The organism is Pseudomonas sp. NPDC089554, from assembly GCF_050280645.1.
Classification (GTDB): Bacteria; Pseudomonadota; Gammaproteobacteria; order Pseudomonadales; family Pseudomonadaceae; genus Aquipseudomonas.
Genome location: NZ_JBNNVR010000046.1, coordinates 22294 through 39598 on the forward strand (window position 1 = coordinate 22294; position 17305 = coordinate 39598).

The window sequence follows — 17305 nt, forward strand, 5'->3', positions numbered from 1 at the left end:
TCAGCCTGATGCGTTGTAACGCGGCCTGCTGGATAATCGCGCGCTGCGTGAACCTGCGTTCGCAGGTTCGTTTTACTCTGACTCGAGCATTGTCTGGATCCGTTTGGGGAATCATTACGCCCTTACGGGGTCGGAACAGTGCTCGCCAACCCGGCATTTGTCGCTGGCCGTTGGTTTCATGATCTGTTTTCGGCGAGGGTTGCTCGTGATTGTAAGTCCCTGTAATGCACCAAGAATCCCCGGCAATCGGTTGCGCAAGGCATTGTTGGCAGGCGCAGCGCTGGTCGGCCTGATGAACGCAGGCCAGCTGTGGGCATTCAATCTTGACGATGTTGCAGCCAAGGCAAAGGATCTGGCCGGCCAGAAGTACGAAGCACCGAAGAGCAACTTGCCTCCGGTGTTCCGTGACATGAAGTATGCCGACTACCAGAAGATCCGCTTCCTGCAAGAGAAGGCCGAATGGGCGGACGACAAGACCCCATTCAAGCTCTCGTTCTATCACCAGGGCATGCATTTCGACACGCCGGTGAAGATCAACGAAGTGACGGCGACCAAGGTCGAGGAAATCAAGTACGACCCGAGCCGCTTCGCCTTCTCTGACGTGCCGCATGACCCGGAGACCACCAAGAACCTCGGCTACGCCGGCTTCCGCGTGCTCTACCCGATCAACAAGGCCGACAAGCAGGACGAGATCATGACCCTGCTTGGCGCCAGCTATTTCCGCGTAGTCGGCAAGAACCACGCCTATGGCCTGTCGGCCCGCGGCCTGGCCATCGACACCGCGCTGCCGTCGGGTGAAGAGTTCCCGCGCTTCACCGAGTTCTGGGTCGAAAAACCCAAGCCTGCCGACAAGCACCTGGTGATCTACGCCCTGCTCGATTCGCCGCGCGCAACCGGCGCCTACAAGCTGACCGTGCGCCCGGCCAACGACACCATCGTCGACGTGAAGTCGCGCGTGTTCCTGCGTGACAACGTCAGCCGCCTGGGTATTGCCCCGCTGACCAGCATGTACCTGTTCGGCCCCAACCAGCCATCGCGCATCATGAACTACCGCCCGGCCCTGCATGACTCCGAAGGCCTTTCCATCCATGCTGGCAATGGCGAGTGGCTGTGGCGCCCGCTGAACAACCCGAAACACCTGGCCGTGAGCAACTTCAGCGTCGAGAACCCGCGTGGTTTCGGCCTGATGCAGCGTCAGCGCGCCTTCAGCGACTATGAAGACCTCGACGACAACTACCAGCGTCGCCCAAGCACCTGGATCGTGCCAAAAGGCGACTGGGGCAAGGGCACCGTCGACCTGGTAGAGATCCCCACCGCCGACGAGACCAACGACAACATCGTTGCTTTCTGGAGCCCGGAGAAACTGCCTGAGCCTGGCAAACCGTTCGAGTTCGACTACCGTCAGCACTGGACCATCGAAGAGCCGAAGTTCCAGGCTCCCGAGCTGGGCTGGGTCAAGCAGACCCTGCGTTCGACCGGTGACGTCAAGCAGTCCAACCTGATCCGCCAGCCGGATGGCAGCGTGGCCTTCCTGGTCGACTTCGATGGCCCGGCCCTGGCCGCGCTGGCCGAAGACACCCCGGTACGCAGCCAGATCAGCGTCGGCGACAACGCCGAAGTGGTCGAGAACAACCTGCGCTACAACCCTGAAATCAAGGGCTGGCGCCTGACCCTGCGACTGAAGGTGAAGGATCCGAAGAAAGCCACCGAGATGCGTGCCGCGCTGGTTCGCGACGTTCCGGTAGAGGCGCCGAAGGAAGCTACCCCGGCCAAGGACACCAAGCACGCCCACGCCAAGGCCGAACACGCCAAGGCTGGCAAGGCGGAAAAACCTGCCGAGCAACCAGCCGCCGACGCGGCGTCCACCCAAGAGGCCCCGGCCACCACCGAAAAAGTGCTGACCGAGACCTGGAGCTATCAGTTGCCTGCCGATGAGTAACTCAAGCCCAAGGCCGGAATCGCTTGGCGAATACCTGGCCCACCTCCCACTGAGCGATGAGCAGCGCGCGGAACTCGCCAGCTGCACTTCGTTCAGCGAGTTGCACCAACGCCTGGCGGCCGACTCGGCCGCCAACCCTGCCGAGGCCACCCAGGCCTCGGTAGGCCCTCGCCTTACCGTCGGCACTGCCGCCGAGCTGGAAGACGCCGAGATGCTCGCCGTCGACGGCAGTGGTCGGCTGTGCCTGAAGATCGCCCCGCCGATCAAGCGCACCAAGGTGCTGCCCGAGCCATGGCGTACCAACATCCTGGTGCGCATGTGGCGACGCATGACGGGCCGCCCCAACGCCCCGCAACCGCCCAAGCGCGAATTGCCGCCAGCGCGCTGGCGCTGGGTCGGCTCGATGCGCCGCTATATCCTGTTGCTGCTGATGATCGGCCAGACCGCCGTGGCCGGTTGGTATATGAAAGGCATCCTGCCGTACCAGGGCTGGTCGTTCGTCGACTTCGACGAAGTGGCCAACCAACCGCTGTGGGACACCGTCGTGCAGGTGTGGCCGTACGCCCTGCAAACGTCCATCCTGGTGCTTTTCGGTATCCTGTTCTGTTGGGTATCGGCGGGCTTCTGGACCGCACTGATGGGCTTCCTCGAGCTGCTCACCGGGCGCGACAAGTACAAGATTTCCGGCAGCAGTGCCGGTAACGAGCCGATTGCCAGCGATGCGCGTACCGCCATCGTCATGCCGATCTGCAACGAGGACGTGCCACGGGTGTTCGCCGGCCTGCGCGCGACCTTCGAGTCGGTCGCCGCCACCGGTGACCTGGACCGCTTCGATTTCTTCGTGCTCAGCGACACCAACGACAGCGACATCGCCGTCGCCGAGCAACAGGCGTGGCTGGAGGTCTGCCGCGAGGCCAAGGGCTTCGGGCGCATCTTCTACCGCCGCCGTCGTCGCCGCGTGAAGCGCAAGAGCGGCAACCTCGACGACTTCTGCCGTCGCTGGGGCGGCGACTACAAGTACATGGTGGTGCTCGACGCCGACAGCGTGATGAGCGGTGAGTGCCTGACCAGCCTGGTGCGCCTGATGGAGGCCAACCCGGACGCGGGCATCATCCAGACCGGGCCCAAGGCCTCGGGCATGGACACCCTCTATGCGCGCCTGCAGCAGTTCGCCACCCGCGTTTACGGCCCGCTGTTCACCGCCGGCCTGCACTTCTGGCAGCTGGGCGAGTCGCACTACTGGGGCCACAACGCGATCATCCGCATGAAGCCGTTCATCGAGCACTGCGCCCTGGCGCCGTTGCCCGGCAAAGGCGCTTTCGCAGGGGCCATCCTCTCCCACGACTTCGTCGAAGCCGCGCTGATGCGCCGCGCCGGCTGGGGCGTGTGGATCGCCTACGACCTGCCGGGCAGCTACGAAGAGCTGCCGCCGAACCTGCTCGACGAGCTCAAGCGCGACCGCCGCTGGTGCCACGGCAACCTGATGAACTTCCGCCTATTCCTGGTCAAGGGCATGCACCCGGTGCACCGCGCGGTGTTCCTCACCGGCGTCATGTCATACCTGTCGGCGCCGTTGTGGTTCCTGTTCCTGGTGCTGTCGACCGCGCTGCTGGCGACCAACACGCTGATGGAGCCGCAGTACTTCGTCGAGCCGTTCCAGCTCTACCCGCTGTGGCCGCAGTGGCACCCAGAGAAAGCCATCGCGCTGTTCTCCACCACCATCGTGTTGCTGTTCCTGCCCAAGCTGCTCAGCGTCATCCTGATCTGGGCCAAGGGCGCCACCGAGTTCGGTGGGCGCTTCAAGGTGACCCTGTCGATGCTGCTGGAGATGCTGTTCTCCATGCTGCTGGCGCCGGTGCGGATGATCTTCCACACCCGCTTCGTACTGGCCGCGTTCCTCGGCTGGGCGGCGACCTGGAATTCGCCGCAGCGTGACGACGACTCCACCCCGTGGAGCGAGGCGGTGCGTCGCCATGGCCCGCAGACCCTGCTGGGTATTGCCTGGGCCGCGCTGGTGGCCTGGCTGAACCCAAGCTTCCTGTGGTGGCTGGCGCCGATCGTCGGCTCGCTGGTGTTGTCGATTCCTGTCTCGGTGATCTCCAGCCGCGTGCGCCTGGGCCTGCGTGCCAAGGACGAGAAGCTGTTCCTGATTCCTGAGGAATACGCCACGCCCCACGAGCTGCTGGCCACCGACCAGTACACCCACGAGAACCGCTGGCACGCGATGAAGGAAGGCTTCGTGCGCGCCGTGGTCGACCCGCGGCAGAACGCCCTGGCCTGCGCCATGGGTACTGCTCGCCATGGCCAGGCGGCGCCCATCGAGGCACTGCGTGCCGAGCGCATCGCCAAGGCCCTGGAGGCCGGGCCGAAGGGCGTGGATGGCAACACCAAGCTGGCGTTGCTCAGCGACCCGGTCGCCTTGGCGCGCCTGCACGAGCTGGTGTGGGGCGAGGGCAACGAGGCGTGGATCAAGGTGTGGCGCAACTCCATCACCAGCGATCCGCATTCGCCGCTGTTGCCGTTGCACCCGGAGAACGAGGCTCAGCCTGCCCTTGTAGGCGCCTGAGAAAACGCATCGCGGGACAAGCCCGCTCCCACAGGTTTACCGCTGAATTCAAGAGCAGTGGAGTACCTGTGGGAGCGGGCTTGTCCCGCGATTGCATTTCTGAGCTCAACCATGGATTTTTGGCCAACAAAGTCCCCTCAGGCTCTAGGTACAGGCCCGCGCATGCGTTAGCATCCCTCCCGACATAACGCACCGGTCGGAACGATCGTGCAAAAAAATAATACTTTGCGTACTTCTTGCTAGGGGAACTGGTGATGATGAAGAAATTCCTGTCGGGCATGATGCTCGGCGTCACTGCGCTGGTTGCGGTCGCGACCGCCCAGGCCGGCGCTATCGACGATGCCGTCAAGCGTGGCACCCTGCGTGTAGGCATGGACCCCACCTACATGCCGTTCCAGATGACCAACAAGCGCGGCGAAATCGTCGGCTTCGAAGTGGACATCCTCAAGGCCATGGCCAAGTCGATGAACGTCAAGCTGGAAACCGTTTCCACCGCCTACGACGGCATCATCCCGGCCCTGCTGACCGACAAGTTCGACATGATCGGCAGCGGCATGACCCTGACCCAGGAACGCAACCTGCGCCTGAACTTCAGCGAACCCTTCATCGTCGTTGGCCAGACCCTGCTGATCCGCAAGGAACTGGCCGGCGAGATCAAGTCGTACAAGGACCTGAACAACGAGAAGTACCGCATCACCTCCAAGCTGGGCACCACCGGCGAAATGGTTGCCAAGAAGCTCATCAGCAAAGCCAAGTACCACGGCTACGACAACGAGCAGGAAGGGGTGATGGACGTGGTCAACGGCAAGGCCGACGCCTTCGTCTACGACGCACCGTACAACGTGGTGGCCATCGAGAAGGCCGGCGCCGGCAAGCTGGTGTTCCTGGAAGAACCCTTCACCTTCGAACCACTGGCCTTCGGCCTGAAGAAAGGCGACTACGACAGCCTCAACTTCATCAACAACTTCCTGCACCAGATCAAGCATGACGGGACCTACGATCGTATCCACGACAAGTGGTTCAAGAACAAGGACTGGCTGAAGGACATGGAATAAGGCCCAGGCTACACGCCCAGGCACTGACCCCGACGCGCAGGCAACCCCTGCGCGTTCGCATTTACTGGAAGCACCTACGTGATCAAACACAAGAAAGCCCAGTGGCCCTGGCACGCGCTGACCGCGCTGGTCCTGGTCGGTCTGGCATTCAGCCTGTACATGGCCACCTCGATGATTTCCTACGAGTGGCGCTGGAACCGCGTGCCGCAGTACTTCGCCTACAAGGCCGAGGACGTGCAGCGCGCAGCAGGCTACGGCACGGTCGAGGAGATCGTCGTGTCCGGGGACACCGCGCGTGTCACCCTAAAGGACGAAGACGGCGACCAGCAAGTGCTGGAAGTGGCCAAGGACAGCCTGCAACTGAGTCGCGGCGATGACGTTGCCGAGGGCGATGCTATCGGCGTTACTCGCCACTGGGCCGCAGGCCCTTTGGCCTGGGGCCTTTGGACCACCTTGTGGATTTCCGTGGTGTCCGGTGCCTTTGGCCTGGCGATCGGCTTGTTCGCCGGGCTTTGCCGACTGTCGAGCAACCCGACCCTGCGCGACCTGTCCACGGTGTATGTCGAACTGGTCCGTGGCACGCCGCTGCTGGTGCAGATTTTCATCTTCTACTTCTTCATCGGCACGGTGCTGAATCTGTCCCGTGAGTTCGCCGGGGTGGCGGCGCTGGCGCTGTTCACTGGCGCCTACGTGGCCGAGATCGTCCGGGCCGGCGTGCAGTCGATCGCCAAGGGGCAGAACGAAGCGGCGCGCTCGCTGGGCCTGAATGGCGCGCAGTCGATGCGCCACGTGATCTTGCCGCAGGCGTTCAAGCGCGTGCTGCCGCCGCTGGCCGGGCAGTTCATCAGCCTGGTCAAGGACACCTCGCTGGTGTCGGTAATTGCCATCACCGAACTGACCAAGAGCGGCCGCGAGGCCATTACCACCTCGTTCTCGACCTTCGAGATCTGGTTCTGCGTAGCGGGCCTGTACCTGCTGATCAACCTGCCGCTGTCGCACATCGCCAGCCGGCTCGAGCGGAGGCTTGCGCAAAGTGATTGAAGTCCGTGACCTGCTGAAAGTCTTCGACACCCGTGGCCATGTGGTGCGCGCGGTGGACAATGTCACCACCCAGGTGGCCAAGGGCGAAGTGGTGGTGGTGCTCGGCCCTTCGGGTTCGGGCAAGTCGACCTTCCTGCGCTGCCTCAATGGCCTTGAGGATTTCGACGACGGCCACGTAGCCATCGACGGCCTTGGCCTGGACGACCCGAAGACCGATATCAATGCCTACCGTCGTGAAGTCGGCATGGTGTTCCAGCACTTCAACCTGTTCCCGCACATGACCGTGCTTGAGAACCTGTGCCTGGCGCAGAAGGTGGTGCGCAAGCGCAACAAGGCCGAGCGCGAGGCCAAGGCGCGGGCGTTGCTGGAGAAGGTAGGCATCGCGCAGAAGGCCAACGAGTACCCGTCGCGGCTCTCCGGTGGCCAGCAGCAGCGGGTGGCGATCGCCCGTGCCCTGGCGATGGACCCGAAGGTGATGCTGTTCGACGAGCCGACCTCGGCGCTGGACCCGGAGATGGTCGGCGAGGTGCTGGACGTGATGAAGACCCTGGCCCAGGAAGGCATGACCATGGTCTGCGTGACCCACGAGATGGGTTTTGCCCGGGAAGTGGCGGACCGCGTGTTGTTCTTCGATCACGGCAAGCTGCTGGAAGACGCAGCGCCCGGCGAGTTCTTCGCCTCGCCGAAAGACCCGCGGGCCCAGGCGTTCTTGCGTCAGGTGCTGTAACAGCGTCGCCTGGTTCGCGGGCAAGCCCGCGAACCAGGCGACACAGATGCCGGATTAGAGCCTGAACCGCGCCACCAACCCTTGCAGATGAGTCCCCAGCCGCGCCAACTCGACGCTGGAACTGGCAGTTTGCTCACTGGCCGCCGACGTCTGTTCGGAAATATCCCGCACGTTCATCACGCTGCGGTTGATCTCCTCGGCCACTGCTGTTTGCTCCTCCGCCGCCGCGGCAATCTGCTGGTTCATCGCCTGGATCGACGATACGGTGCGGGTGATGGTTTCCAGCGAACCCCCTGCGCGGCGGGTCAGCTCGACGCTGCTGCCGGTCAGTTCGCGGCTGTTGTCCATCACGCTGGCCACCCGCTGGGTGCCGCTTTGCAGGTTGGCGATCAGCTCTTCGATTTCCTCGGTGGACTGCTGGGTACGCTGGGCCAGGCTGCGCACTTCGTCGGCAACCACCGCGAAACCGCGCCCGGCCTCGCCGGCACGGGCGGCTTCGATGGCGGCGTTGAGGGCCAGCAGGTTGGTCTGCTGGGCCACCGACTTGATCACATCGAGCACGCTACCGATCTTGTCGCTTTCGGCCTTGAGCTGGTTCATCGCTTCGCTGGAGTTTTGCACCTCACCGGCCAGGCGCTCGATCTGGGCGATGGCTTCGCCTACCACCCGGTCACCTTCGCGGGCTTGCTGGTCGGCCATCAGCGCCGCTTCCGAGGCTTGCTCGGCGCTGCGTGCGACCTCGTGCACGGTGGCGGTCATCTGGTTCATGGCGGTGGCCACCTGGTCGGTCTCGACCTTTTGATTGTTGACCCCGCTGTTGGTCTGTTCGGTCACCGCAGACAGCTCCTCGGCAGCGCTGGCGATCTGCGTCACGCCATCGCCGATACCGCCGATCAACTGGCGCAAGCCTAGGGTCATGCGCTGCATGCTGGCCTGCAACTGGCCCAGCTCGTCGCGACGCTCCACCAGCAGGTCCTGGCTCAGGTCGCCGCTGGCCACGCGCTCGGCGGCGGTGAGGGTCTGGCGCAGGGGCACGACGATCTGCCGGGTGATCACCCAGGCGGCCAGCAGGCCCAGTACCAGCGCCAGTACGGTGGCACCAATGAGTACGTTCTTCGCTTGTTGGGCGCCCGCGTTGCGTACCGCGGTCTGCGACAGGGTCATCTGCTGGCTGGCCTCCATCAGCACCTGGCCTTGGGTGACCATGCGTTGCAGGGCCTGCTCGGCGCTCGATTGGGCTGCGCCGAACTGGTTCACCGCGTCGCGGTAGCCGGCCATGGCCGTGGCGGCGTCGGCAAGGCTGGCGGCGTATTCGGCAGGTACTTTGTTCGGCAGGGTCTTGAGCACGGCGAGTGCCTGGTCGATGGCGTTCAGCGCGGTTTGCTGGAACTCGGCCTTGCCGCTGTAGGTGTAGCCACGCACCTGGAAACGCGCTTGTTGCAGCAGGGCGCTGGCCTGCACGGCTTCCTGGTACTGGCCGATATCACCGGCTTGCAGCAGGCGCTGCTGCACCTTGCCGAGCAGGTCGGCAGCCTTGTCGGCGGTGTCGCCGAGCATGCCGCGGGCCGCTTCACGACGCTGGTTGGCTTGCCTGATGTCGCTGAACGCCTGCTGGTACTGGCGCACCGCCTCGTGCTGTTGTTTCAGGCGCTGCTGGTCTTGAGGCTGCTCGATCTGGCCGAGCATCATCTGCACCTGCGTATCGAGTTGGCGCAAGGCCTTTTCCAGCTCGCCCACCGAGGCCTCGTCGCGGTTGCGCTCGAACTGCTGGCGAGCGATGCGCAGCTCCTGGCTGTACTCGAGAATCACCGAGATATTGCCCAGCTTGTCGCCACGGCCTATCACGCTGTCCACGCCGCTCCAGCCCGTGGCGGTGATCGCCAGGGTCAACAGCAAGACGAGGCCGAAGCCCATCCCTAGCTTGCGATTGACGCTCATATTTCCCAGTGACTGGGCAAACCACGTGTACATAGCGACTCCCCTTGGTAATGCCGTGAAACCATTTTTTTTATGTTGCAAAGGCCATCGGCTTGCCAGGGGGAAACTTGATAGAGGGTTGCTGACCCGTTGGTCAGAAAAATGAAATAAAGAATGTGCTTAGAAAATACGCGAGAGCAGGGCGGTGACGGCAGTTTCGACGCGCAGGATGCGTTCGCCCAGTTGCACGGGGGCGAGGCCGGCCTTTTCCAGCAGCTCGACTTCGTAGGGAATCCAGCCGCCTTCCGGGCCAATGGCCAGGGTCACCGGGCCTTGCACGGCGCGCGGGCAGGCCGGGTAGGGGCCGGGGTGGCCAACCAGGCCGGTGGTGCCTTGGGCGATGGTAGGCAGGCGGTCTTCGACGAAGGGCTTGAAGCGCTTCTCGATGATGACTTCGGGCAGTACGGTGTCGCGTGCCTGCTCAAGGCCGAGGATGAGGTTGTCTCGGACGCTTTGCGGGGTGAGGAAGGGGGTTTGCCAGAAGCTCTTCTCGACCTTGTAGCTGTTCACCAGGACCAGTCGCTGCACGCCTAGGGTGGCGCAGGTCTGGAACAATCGGCGCAGCATCTTCGGGCGCGGCACGGCCAGCACCAGGGTCAGTGGCAGCTTGGCTGGCGGCGGTTGGTCGAAGGCCACCGCAAGCTCCGCTTCGTGGCCCTCCAGGCGCAGCACCGTGGCCTTGCCCATCAACCCGCCAATACGCCCGACACGCAGGCTGTCACCCACCGCCACGCGGTGGATCTCCTGCATGTGGGTGAAGCGCCGGTCGGCCAGCACCACGCGGTCCGCCGCGACGAAGTCGGCGTCTTCCAGTAGCAAAAGGTTCACGGCTGGGTCGCAGGCGGCTGGTCGTTGTGGTCGTCCGCGGCGTCCTCACGGGCCTGGCTGCGCTTGCGCACCAGGCCGCCGAACAGTACGCCGACCTCGAACAGCAGCCACATCGGCACGGCCAGCAGGGTCTGCGAGAAGATATCCGGTGGGGTGAGGATCATGCCGACCACGAAGCAGCCGATGATCACGTAGGGGCGGATCTTGCGCAGGTAAGCCACGTCGACCACGCCGATCCACACCAGCAGCACCACCGCCACGGGGATCTCGAAGGCGACCCCGAAGGCGAAGAACAGGGTCATGACGAAGTCGAGGTAGCTGGCGATGTCGGTCATCATCGACACGCCCTCGGGCGTGGCGCTGGCGAAGAAGCCGAAGATCAGCGGGAACACCAGGAAGTAGGCGAAGGCCATGCCGGCATAGAACAGGATGATGCTCGAAATGAGCAACGGAATGGCGATGCGCTTCTCGTGCTTGTACAGGCCTGGCGCGATGAAGCCCCAGACCTGCTGGAGAATGACCGGCATGGCCAGGAACAGCGAGACGATCATGGTCAGCTTGAACGGCGTGAGGAACGGCGAGGCCACGTCGGTGGCGATCATCGTCGCGTGTTCCGGCAAGTGCGCGCGCAGCGGCGCCGATACCAAGGTGTAGATCTGCTGGGCGAAGGAGAACAGCCCGGCGAAGATCAGGAAGATGGCGGCAACGCAGCGCAGCAGGCGGCTACGCAGCTCGGTCAGGTGCGCGACCAGCGGCATCGGCTGGTCTTGTTCCGGGGTTTCGCTCATGGGGTTCGCGGCGGCTGGCTTGGCTCGGGAGTAGGGGGCGCCACGGGCGGGGCATCGGCGGCAGGCACCTGTGGCGTGCTACTGGCCGGTGTTTCGCTGGTGGCCGGCGGTGTGCTCGGCTGGGCCTGCGGGTTGAGGATGCGCTTGGCTTCCTCTTCCATCTGCAGGATGTGCTCGTTGTGCAGCTGGCGGCGGATGTCGTCGGCGCCGATTTCGCGCTCGACTTCCATCTTGATACTGTTGAAGCTGCGCTTGAGCCGGCCGATCCACAAGCCTGCGGTACGCGCAGCCCCTGGCAGACGCTCGGGGCCGAGCACCAACAGGGCAACCAGGCCGACGAGCAGCAGCTCGCTGAAGCTGATGCCGAACATGGGTCAGTCTTTCCGTTGTGGCTCTTGGACCGGTGTGGCCTGGCCCTCGATGGTGTGCGGCTGGTTCAGCGGCGCGGTGCTTTGTGGCTGCTGGGTGGGCTGCACGGACGGCTGCACCGGCGGCGGGGTTTGCTCGGCCGGCTTGTTTTCTTCGTCGCTCATGGCCTTGCGAAAGCCCTTGATCGACTCGCCCAGGTCGCTGCCGAAGTTCTTCAGCTTCTTGGTGCCGAACACCAGCACTACGACGACCAGCAGGACGACCCAGTGTTTCCAGTCAAAGATACCCATTTCGTGCTCCTGAAAGGTGTGGGGCGTAGCCCCTGGATACATCAGGCGGAAGGCTGGCGTGCGGCCTTCTCGTCATGTCCGGAGAGGCCGAAGCGGCGCTCCAGTTCGTCGAGCACCGCCTGCGGATGCTGGCCCAACGCGCTGAGCATGACCAGGCTATGGAACCACAGGTCGGCAGTTTCGTAGATGACATCGCTGCAATCTTTGCTGACGGCGGCATCCTTGGCGGCAATGATGGTCTCGATCGACTCTTCGCCGAGTTTTTCAAGAATCTTGTTCAGGCCCTTGTGATGCAGGCTGGCCACGTAGGAGCTGTCGGGGGCGGCGTGTTTGCGCTCCTCGAGCACTTCGGCGAGGCGGTTGAGGGTGTCGCTCATTGTCAGTGCCCTGCCTTGTAGATGGCGTCCGGGTCCTTCAGGACCGGGTCGACGATTTTCCACTGGCCGTCTTCGAAGACGCGATAGAAGCAGCTTTCACGGCCGGTATGGCAGGCGATATGACCCAGTTGCTCGACCATCAGGATGACCACGTCGGCATCGCAGTCCAGGCGCAGTTCATGCAGTTTCTGCACGTGACCCGACTCTTCGCCCTTGCGCCACAGCTTGCCCCGCGAGCGCGACCAGTAGATGGCGCGTTGCTCGGCGGCGGTCAGGGCGAGGGATTCACGGTTCATCCAGGCCATCATCAGTACGCGCCCGGTCTTGTGGTCCTGGGCAATGGCCGGTACCAGGCCATCGCTGTTCCACTTGATCTCGTCCAGCCAGTCTTTCATCGTCGACTCCAAACCGGGCCGGCTCCTGTACAGGCCCATAGCTTCCTAGTGTGCCAGCCAGCGGCGCGGCTGGCTATCGGCGCACGATCAGGTAGAGCCCGGCGGCCAGCATCAGCCATGCCGGCCAGGCGGCGGGAGCGCTGAGGCTGGCAGCACCGGCGGCCAGCATCGCGCCGCCACCGAGCAGGCCGGCACCGAGCAGGCGCAACGCCCAGGTGTCGCCCTGGCGTCGGCGCTCGGGCAACTGCGGGTCTTGCAGGTGCGGTTGCGACAGGCGCTCGAGCAGGTCGCGGGTCATGTCGGCCAGGTGCGGCAGCTGCTCGGCCTGGCTGTAGAGGTTGCCGAACACCGCCTTGGGGCTCATGCGCTCGCGCATCCAGCGTTCCAGGAAGGGCTTGGCGGTGCTCCACAGGTCGAGGTCGGGGTACAGCTGGCGGCCCAGGCCTTCGATGTTCAGCAGGGTCTTCTGCAACAGCACCAGCTGCGGTTGCACTTCCATGTTGAAGCGCCGTGCGGTCTGGAACAGGCGCATCAGTACCTGGCCGAAGGAAATATCTTTTAACGGTTTTTCGAAGATCGGCTCGCACACGGTGCGGATCGCCGCTTCGAATTCATTGACCTTGGTGTGCGCCGGCACCCAGCCTGAGTCGATGTGCAACTGCGCCACGCGGCGGTAGTCGCGCTTGAAGAAGGCGATCAGGTTACGCGCCAGGTAGTCCTGGTCCTCGTCGGTGAGGCTGCCGACGATGCCGCAGTCGATGGCGATGTACTGCGGGCTCCACGGCTTGACCGTGCTGACGAAGATGTTGCCCGGGTGCATGTCGGCGTGGAAGAAGCTGTCGCGGAACACCTGGGTGAAGAACACCTCCACGCCACGCTCGGCCAGCAGCTTCATGTCGGTGCGCTGGTCGGCCAGGGTGGCCATGTCGGTCACCGGCACGCCGTAGATGCGCTCCATCACCAGCACCTTGGGGCGGCAGAAGTCCCAGTACACCTGGGGCACGTACATCAGCTCGGAGCCTTCAAGTTGCGCCGCAGCTGGCTGGCGTTGGCGGCTTCGCGCAGCAGGTCGAGCTCGTCGTAGATGGTTTTTTCGTAGTCGCCGACCACCTCTACCGGGTGCAGGCGACGGGCATCGGCAGACACCCGCTCGGCGCCCTTGGCGATCAGGAACAACCAGGCCAGGTCCTGGGCGATCACAGGCTTCAGGCCCGGGCGCACCACCTTCACCACCACTTCCTCGCCGCTTTTCAGGCGTGCGGCGTGCACCTGGGCCACCGAGGCCGAGGCCAGGGGCTCGACGTCGAAGCGGCTGAACACCTCGCCCACCTTGGAGCCGAGTTGCGCTTCGATCAGCGCCACGGCCTTCTGCGGGTCGAACGGCGGCACGCGGTCCTGCAGCAGCATCAGCTCGTCGGCCACGTCGGTGGGAAGCAGGTCGCGGCGGGTCGAAAGCAGCTGGCCGAACTTGATGAAGATCGGCCCCAGGTCCTGCAAGGCCAGGCGCAGGCGTGCGCCACGGGTCAGCGCCAGCGGCTTGCGTGGCAGCCAGCGCCAGGGCATCAGCAGGCGCAGGCTGAGCAGCCACCAGGGCAGGGGCAGGTCGAACAGCAGGTCATCGAGGCGGTAGCGGATCACGACGCGCTGGATGCGCAACAGACGGCGGACGGCGAGCAGCTTCATGCGTTATCGCTGGTATCGAGGGAGTGGGAGAGGCGACGGATGCGTGCCTCCAGGCGTTCTATATCGACCTTGAGCGAGTCCAGCTCGCTGAAGGCCGCTTCGGCTTCACGCTGACCCACCAGGGTGCGCGACTCTTCGGCCAGGTATTCGGACAGGTTCTGGCTGAAGCGCGACAGGCCTTGTTTGGTCCAGCGTGCACGCAGGCGCAGGTGGCCGGCGAGCAAGGCACTGGGCACGGGGCCGAGCCAGCGTTGCAGCTCGTATTCCCAGTCCAGCTCCAGGTCTTGCAGGATGCCGACCAGGTCCAGCAGCACGGCGCTGTCGCCATGCAGTTCTACCTGCGGGCTGTGCAGCACGGCGTTCTTGTCCTTGCTCAGGGCCAGTTGGCCGAGGCGAGTGGCCGGCGCGCGCAGGCTGCAATCGACCTCGCCTTCCCAGTGGGCGGCGAGCATCAGGCCTTCTTCGTCGGGCAGGATGAACAACTGCAAGGCCGGCTGCGTGCAGTCGATCTCGATCACCTTGCCTTCGAGCGCGGCCAGGCGCGGCAGCGCGGTGCTGTCCATGCGCAGCACACGGTTGAGCCCGTGCTCGGCGCTGGCGAGCAGCCCGGCCAGGAGCATCAGGGCTTGATTCCCCGGTGCACGGCGACGATGCCGCTGGTCATGTTGTGGTAGGTGACGCGGTCGAAACCGGCGTCGACCATCATGCTCTTGAGGGTTTCCTGGTCAGGGTGCATGCGGATCGATTCGGCCAGGTAGCGGTAGCTTTCCGAGTCGTTGGTGATCAGCTTGCCGGCCAGGGGCATGAAGGCGAACGAGTAGGCGTCGTAGGCGCGCGACATCAGCTTGTTGGTGGGCTTGGAGAACTCCAGCACCAGCAGGCGGCCACCGGGCTTGAGCACGCGTAGCATCGAGCGCAGGGCTTCATCCTTGTGGGTGACGTTGCGCAGGCCAAAGGCGATGGTCACGCAGTCGAAGTGGTTGTCGGGGAACGGCAGCTTCTCGGCGTCGGCCTGGACGAACTCGATGTTGCCGGCCACACCGCGGTCGAGCAGGCGGTCGCGGCCGACCTTGAGCATCGATTCGTTGATGTCGGCGAGCACTACCTGGCCAGTGGGGCCGACCAGGCGCGAGAACTTGGCTGCAAGGTCGCCCGTGCCGCCGGCGATGTCCAGCACCCGGTTGCCGCTGCGCACGCCGGACAGCTCGATGGTGAAGCGCTTCCACAGCCGGTGCATGCCACCGGAGAGGACGTCGTTCATCAGGTCGTACTTGGCGGCTACGGAGTGGAACACCTCGGCGACTTTCTGCGCCTTCTGGCTCTCGGGCACATCCTGGTAGCCGAAATGGGTGGTGGGCTCGGCGTGTTCGCCTTTGCGCTGCTCGTTCATATCGCTTCACCGGGAAAAAATTACCGCCATTCTAGGGCGAACGGGCGGATTTGTCTTGGCGGGGTGTGCCGCGTCGCAGGGGCGGGCATAATGCGCAGTATGTCCCCAACGCCTGGATACCCCGCATGACTCAGATCAGCGTCGAACGTAAACATTCCCTCGGTCGCGAGGCGGCCCGTGCCAAGGCCGAGTTCCTGGTGGAGAAACTGTCCCGCGAGTACGACCTCAAGGCTACCTGGAACGGCGACCGCGTCGACGTGACACGCAGCGGCGCCAATGGCAGCGTGCACATCGGTGACGACAGCATCCGCGTCGAGCTCAAGCTGGGCATGATGCTGTCGATGATGAGTGGCACCATCAAGGGCGAGATCGAGCGGGCGCTGGATAAAGCGCTGGTTTGAGTCGGTCTGGCCAAAGCGTTGTGTTGCCGGGGCGTGACTCCGGCAACCTTCACCTTAGGGTGAGAATTCTAATTTTTTTTCCTACCTTCATGCTCAAGCCCGACCCCTGGGCCGTTCCTCCATTCCCTTTCGAGCGTGAGGTGCACAGCATGGCCAAGTTGAACCTGAAGAAAAAAGAAGACGCCGCAACCAGCGCCCTGGACGACGTGCGCGGCTACGCGCGCAAGATCTGGCTGGCAGGCCTGGGGGCTTACGCCCGCGTCGGCCAGGAAGGCACCGACTACTTCAAGGAGCTGGTGAAAGCTGGCGAAGGCGTCGAGAAGCGTGGCAAGAAAACCATCGACAAGAAGCTCGATGCCGCCAACGGCCAGATCGAAGAAGCCACCCAGGAAGTGAGCCGGGTACGTGGCAAGGTCGAGGTACAGCTCGACAAAATCGAGAAAGCTTTCGACGCGCGGGTGGCCCGCGCCTTGAATCGCCTCGGCATTCCGTCTAAACATGACGTTGAGGCGTTGTCTATCAAGCTTGAGCAACTGACCGAGCTGCTCGAGCGTGTCGCGCGCAAACCATAAGGAGAGCAGGATGGCTGGCAAGAAGAACACTGAAAAAGAAAGCAGCTCCTGGGTCGGCGGAATCGAAAAGTATTCCCGCAAGATCTGGTTGGCTGGCCTGGGTATCTATTCGAAGATCGACCAGGACGGCCCGAAGCTCTTCGACTCGCTGGTGAAGGACGGCGAGAAAGCCGAGAAGAAAGCCAAGGTGGAGGTCACCTCCGCCAAGGACAGCGCCAAGTCCGCGACCACCTCGCGGGTGTCCGACGTCAAGGACCGCGCAATGGGCAAGTGGAGCGAACTCGAAGAGGCCTTCGACAAGCGCCTGAATAGCGCCATTTCGCGTCTGGGCGTGCCGAGCCGCAACGAGATCAAGGCCCTGCACCAGCAGGTCGATAGCCTGACCAAGAAGATCGAGAAGCTGACCGGCGCGTCGGTCACTCCGGTCTCCAAGGCAGCGGCCAGCAAGACCGCTGCCAAGCCACTGGCCAAGGCGCCTGCCAAGCCTGCGGCAAAACCGGCTGCCAAGACCGCTGCGGCGAAACCTGCGGCTGCTAAACCTGCGGTGAAGGCTGCAGCTAAACCTGCGGCGAAAACCGCAGCGGCCAAGCCTGCTGCCAAAGCTGCGGCTGCCAAACCGGTTGCCGCCAAGCCCGCCGCCAAGCCTGCTGCCGCGAAGCCCGCTGCCAAACCGGCTGCGGCGAAGAAACCGGCGGTGAAGAAAGCCCCGGCCAAGCCTGCCGCCGCCAAGCCCGCTGCACCGGCTACCCCGGCAGCGAGCGCAGCACCGGCGCCCAGCGCGGCTCCGGCCAGCAGCACCCCATCGGCGCCAGTGAATCCGGCTACTCAAGCCTGATTCCGCGGCGCCCTTTTCGCGGGCAAGCCCGCTCCTACTGGTTCATCACGGTCCCTGTAGGAGCGGGCTTGC

17 protein-coding genes and 2 pseudogenes are annotated in these 17305 nt (G+C 64.0%); 8 read left to right on the forward strand and 11 right to left on the reverse strand.

What is annotated here, in order from left to right; genetic code table 11:
- Nucleotides 1-205: 205 nt before the first annotated feature.
- From ACQKPE_RS15035 to ACQKPE_RS15055, 5 genes are all read left to right on the forward strand, one after another.
- On the forward strand, nt 206-1939 hold the full coding sequence (locus ACQKPE_RS15035; RefSeq protein ID WP_427667016.1) for a glucan biosynthesis protein G: 1734 nt from the start codon (nt 206-208) through the stop codon (nt 1937-1939).
- Nucleotides 1932-4505: a glucans biosynthesis glucosyltransferase MdoH gene (mdoH, locus tag ACQKPE_RS15040; protein WP_427667018.1), complete on the forward strand. Its 2574-nt coding sequence runs from the start codon at nt 1932-1934 to the stop codon at nt 4503-4505. Before ACQKPE_RS15035 ends, mdoH begins: the two co-directional genes overlap by 8 nt.
- Nucleotides 4506-4762: 257 nt before the next feature.
- Entirely contained in the window at nt 4763-5560 is a 798-nt protein-coding gene (locus ACQKPE_RS15045) for a transporter substrate-binding domain-containing protein (RefSeq protein ID WP_375099743.1), read from the forward strand.
- A 78-nt stretch (nt 5561-5638) separates the two neighbouring features.
- A complete protein-coding gene (locus ACQKPE_RS15050; RefSeq protein ID WP_427667020.1) occupies nt 5639-6601 on the forward strand; it encodes an amino acid ABC transporter permease in 963 nt (320 codons plus the stop codon).
- On the forward strand, nt 6594-7328 hold the full coding sequence (locus tag ACQKPE_RS15055; RefSeq protein ID WP_427667041.1) for an amino acid ABC transporter ATP-binding protein: 735 nt from the start codon (nt 6594-6596) through the stop codon (nt 7326-7328). Before ACQKPE_RS15050 ends, ACQKPE_RS15055 begins: the two co-directional genes overlap by 8 nt.
- A gap of 54 nt (nt 7329-7382) precedes the next feature.
- Here ACQKPE_RS15055 and ACQKPE_RS15060 read toward each other — a convergent pair whose 3' ends face one another.
- The 11 genes and pseudogenes from ACQKPE_RS15060 to ubiE all read right to left on the reverse strand — a co-directional run bounded on the left by ACQKPE_RS15060 (nt 7383) and on the right by ubiE (nt 15425).
- The gene (locus ACQKPE_RS15060) at nt 7383-8255 is read right to left on the reverse strand and encodes a methyl-accepting chemotaxis protein (RefSeq protein ID WP_427667042.1); all 873 of its coding nucleotides are present in this window, start codon (nt 8253-8255) and stop codon (nt 7383-7385) included.
- Nucleotides 8241-9299 (reverse strand): annotated as a pseudogene (locus ACQKPE_RS15065) (methyl-accepting chemotaxis protein); the annotation flags it as partial. The gene ACQKPE_RS15060 and the pseudogene ACQKPE_RS15065, both read right to left, overlap by 15 nt.
- A gap of 126 nt (nt 9300-9425) precedes the next feature.
- Nucleotides 9426-10133, reverse strand: a complete 708-nt coding sequence (locus tag ACQKPE_RS15070) for a 16S rRNA (uracil(1498)-N(3))-methyltransferase (protein ID WP_427667022.1) — start codon at nt 10131-10133, stop codon at nt 9426-9428.
- Entirely contained in the window at nt 10130-10921 is a 792-nt protein-coding gene (tatC, locus tag ACQKPE_RS15075; protein WP_427667024.1) for a twin-arginine translocase subunit TatC, read from the reverse strand. Before tatC ends, ACQKPE_RS15070 begins: the two co-directional genes overlap by 4 nt.
- A complete protein-coding gene (tatB, locus tag ACQKPE_RS15080; RefSeq protein ID WP_427667027.1) occupies nt 10918-11292 on the reverse strand; it encodes a Sec-independent protein translocase protein TatB in 375 nt (124 codons plus the stop codon). The genes tatC and tatB overlap by 4 nt, the downstream gene beginning before the upstream one ends.
- A 3-nt stretch (nt 11293-11295) precedes the next feature.
- Nucleotides 11296-11580, reverse strand: coding sequence for a twin-arginine translocase TatA/TatE family subunit (locus ACQKPE_RS15085; RefSeq protein WP_427667029.1), 285 nt, complete (start codon nt 11578-11580; stop codon nt 11296-11298).
- A 41-nt stretch (nt 11581-11621) separates the two neighbouring features.
- Entirely contained in the window at nt 11622-11957 is a 336-nt protein-coding gene (locus ACQKPE_RS15090; protein WP_375099696.1) for a phosphoribosyl-ATP diphosphatase, read from the reverse strand.
- 2 nt (nt 11958-11959) lie between these two features.
- A complete protein-coding gene (gene hisI, locus ACQKPE_RS15095) occupies nt 11960-12352 on the reverse strand; it encodes a phosphoribosyl-AMP cyclohydrolase (protein ID WP_427667030.1) in 393 nt (130 codons plus the stop codon).
- 73 nt (nt 12353-12425) lie between these two features.
- Nucleotides 12426-14035 (reverse strand): annotated as a pseudogene (ubiB, locus tag ACQKPE_RS15100) (ubiquinone biosynthesis regulatory protein kinase UbiB).
- Nucleotides 14032-14655, reverse strand: a complete 624-nt coding sequence (locus tag ACQKPE_RS15105; RefSeq protein ID WP_427667031.1) for a ubiquinone biosynthesis accessory factor UbiJ — start codon at nt 14653-14655, stop codon at nt 14032-14034. Before ACQKPE_RS15105 ends, ubiB begins: the two are co-directional and overlap by 4 nt.
- A complete protein-coding gene (gene ubiE, locus ACQKPE_RS15110) occupies nt 14655-15425 on the reverse strand; it encodes a bifunctional demethylmenaquinone methyltransferase/2-methoxy-6-polyprenyl-1,4-benzoquinol methylase UbiE (RefSeq protein WP_427667033.1) in 771 nt (256 codons plus the stop codon). The genes ACQKPE_RS15105 and ubiE overlap by 1 nt, the downstream gene beginning before the upstream one ends.
- 125 nt (nt 15426-15550) lie before the next feature.
- Here ubiE and ACQKPE_RS15115 point away from each other — a divergent pair, with 125 nt between their 5' ends.
- The 3 genes from ACQKPE_RS15115 to ACQKPE_RS15125 all read left to right on the forward strand — a co-directional run bounded on the left by ACQKPE_RS15115 (nt 15551) and on the right by ACQKPE_RS15125 (nt 17233).
- Entirely contained in the window at nt 15551-15826 is a 276-nt protein-coding gene (locus tag ACQKPE_RS15115) for a polyhydroxyalkanoic acid system family protein (RefSeq protein ID WP_427667034.1), read from the forward strand.
- Nucleotides 15827-15975: 149 nt separating this feature from the next.
- Nucleotides 15976-16398 (forward strand): phasin family protein, encoded by a 423-nt coding sequence (locus ACQKPE_RS15120; protein ID WP_427667035.1) that lies wholly within the window; start codon nt 15976-15978, stop codon nt 16396-16398.
- Between the two features lie 10 nt (nt 16399-16408).
- Nucleotides 16409-17233 carry a phasin family protein gene (locus ACQKPE_RS15125; protein WP_427667037.1) on the forward strand — a complete coding sequence of 275 codons (825 nt, stop codon included), beginning with the start codon at nt 16409-16411 and terminating at the stop codon, nt 17231-17233.
- Nucleotides 17234-17305: the final 72 nt, after the last annotated feature.

Coding starts and splice junctions, on each gene's coding strand:
- ACQKPE_RS15125 (WP_427667037.1), top strand. CDS start 16,409: ATGGCTGGCAAGAAGAACACTGAAAAAGAAAGCAGCTCCTGGGTCGGC.
- ACQKPE_RS15105 (WP_427667031.1), bottom strand. CDS start 14,655: ATGCTCCTGGCCGGGCTGCTCGCCAGCGCCGAGCACGGGCTCAACCGT.
- mdoH (WP_427667018.1), top strand. CDS start 1,932: ATGAGTAACTCAAGCCCAAGGCCGGAATCGCTTGGCGAATACCTGGCC.
- tatC (WP_427667024.1), bottom strand. CDS start 10,921: ATGAGCGAAACCCCGGAACAAGACCAGCCGATGCCGCTGGTCGCGCAC.
- tatB (WP_427667027.1), bottom strand. CDS start 11,292: ATGTTCGGCATCAGCTTCAGCGAGCTGCTGCTCGTCGGCCTGGTTGCC.
- ACQKPE_RS15045 (WP_375099743.1), top strand. CDS start 4,763: ATGAAGAAATTCCTGTCGGGCATGATGCTCGGCGTCACTGCGCTGGTT.
- ACQKPE_RS15060 (WP_427667042.1), bottom strand. CDS start 8,255: ATGCAGCGCATGACCCTAGGCTTGCGCCAGTTGATCGGCGGTATCGGC.
- ACQKPE_RS15120 (WP_427667035.1), top strand. CDS start 15,976: ATGGCCAAGTTGAACCTGAAGAAAAAAGAAGACGCCGCAACCAGCGCC.
- ubiE (WP_427667033.1), bottom strand. CDS start 15,425: ATGAACGAGCAGCGCAAAGGCGAACACGCCGAGCCCACCACCCATTTC.
- hisI (WP_427667030.1), bottom strand. CDS start 12,352: ATGAAAGACTGGCTGGACGAGATCAAGTGGAACAGCGATGGCCTGGTA.
- ACQKPE_RS15085 (WP_427667029.1), bottom strand. CDS start 11,580: ATGGGTATCTTTGACTGGAAACACTGGGTCGTCCTGCTGGTCGTCGTA.
- ACQKPE_RS15115 (WP_427667034.1), top strand. CDS start 15,551: ATGACTCAGATCAGCGTCGAACGTAAACATTCCCTCGGTCGCGAGGCG.
- ACQKPE_RS15090 (WP_375099696.1), bottom strand. CDS start 11,957: ATGAGCGACACCCTCAACCGCCTCGCCGAAGTGCTCGAGGAGCGCAAA.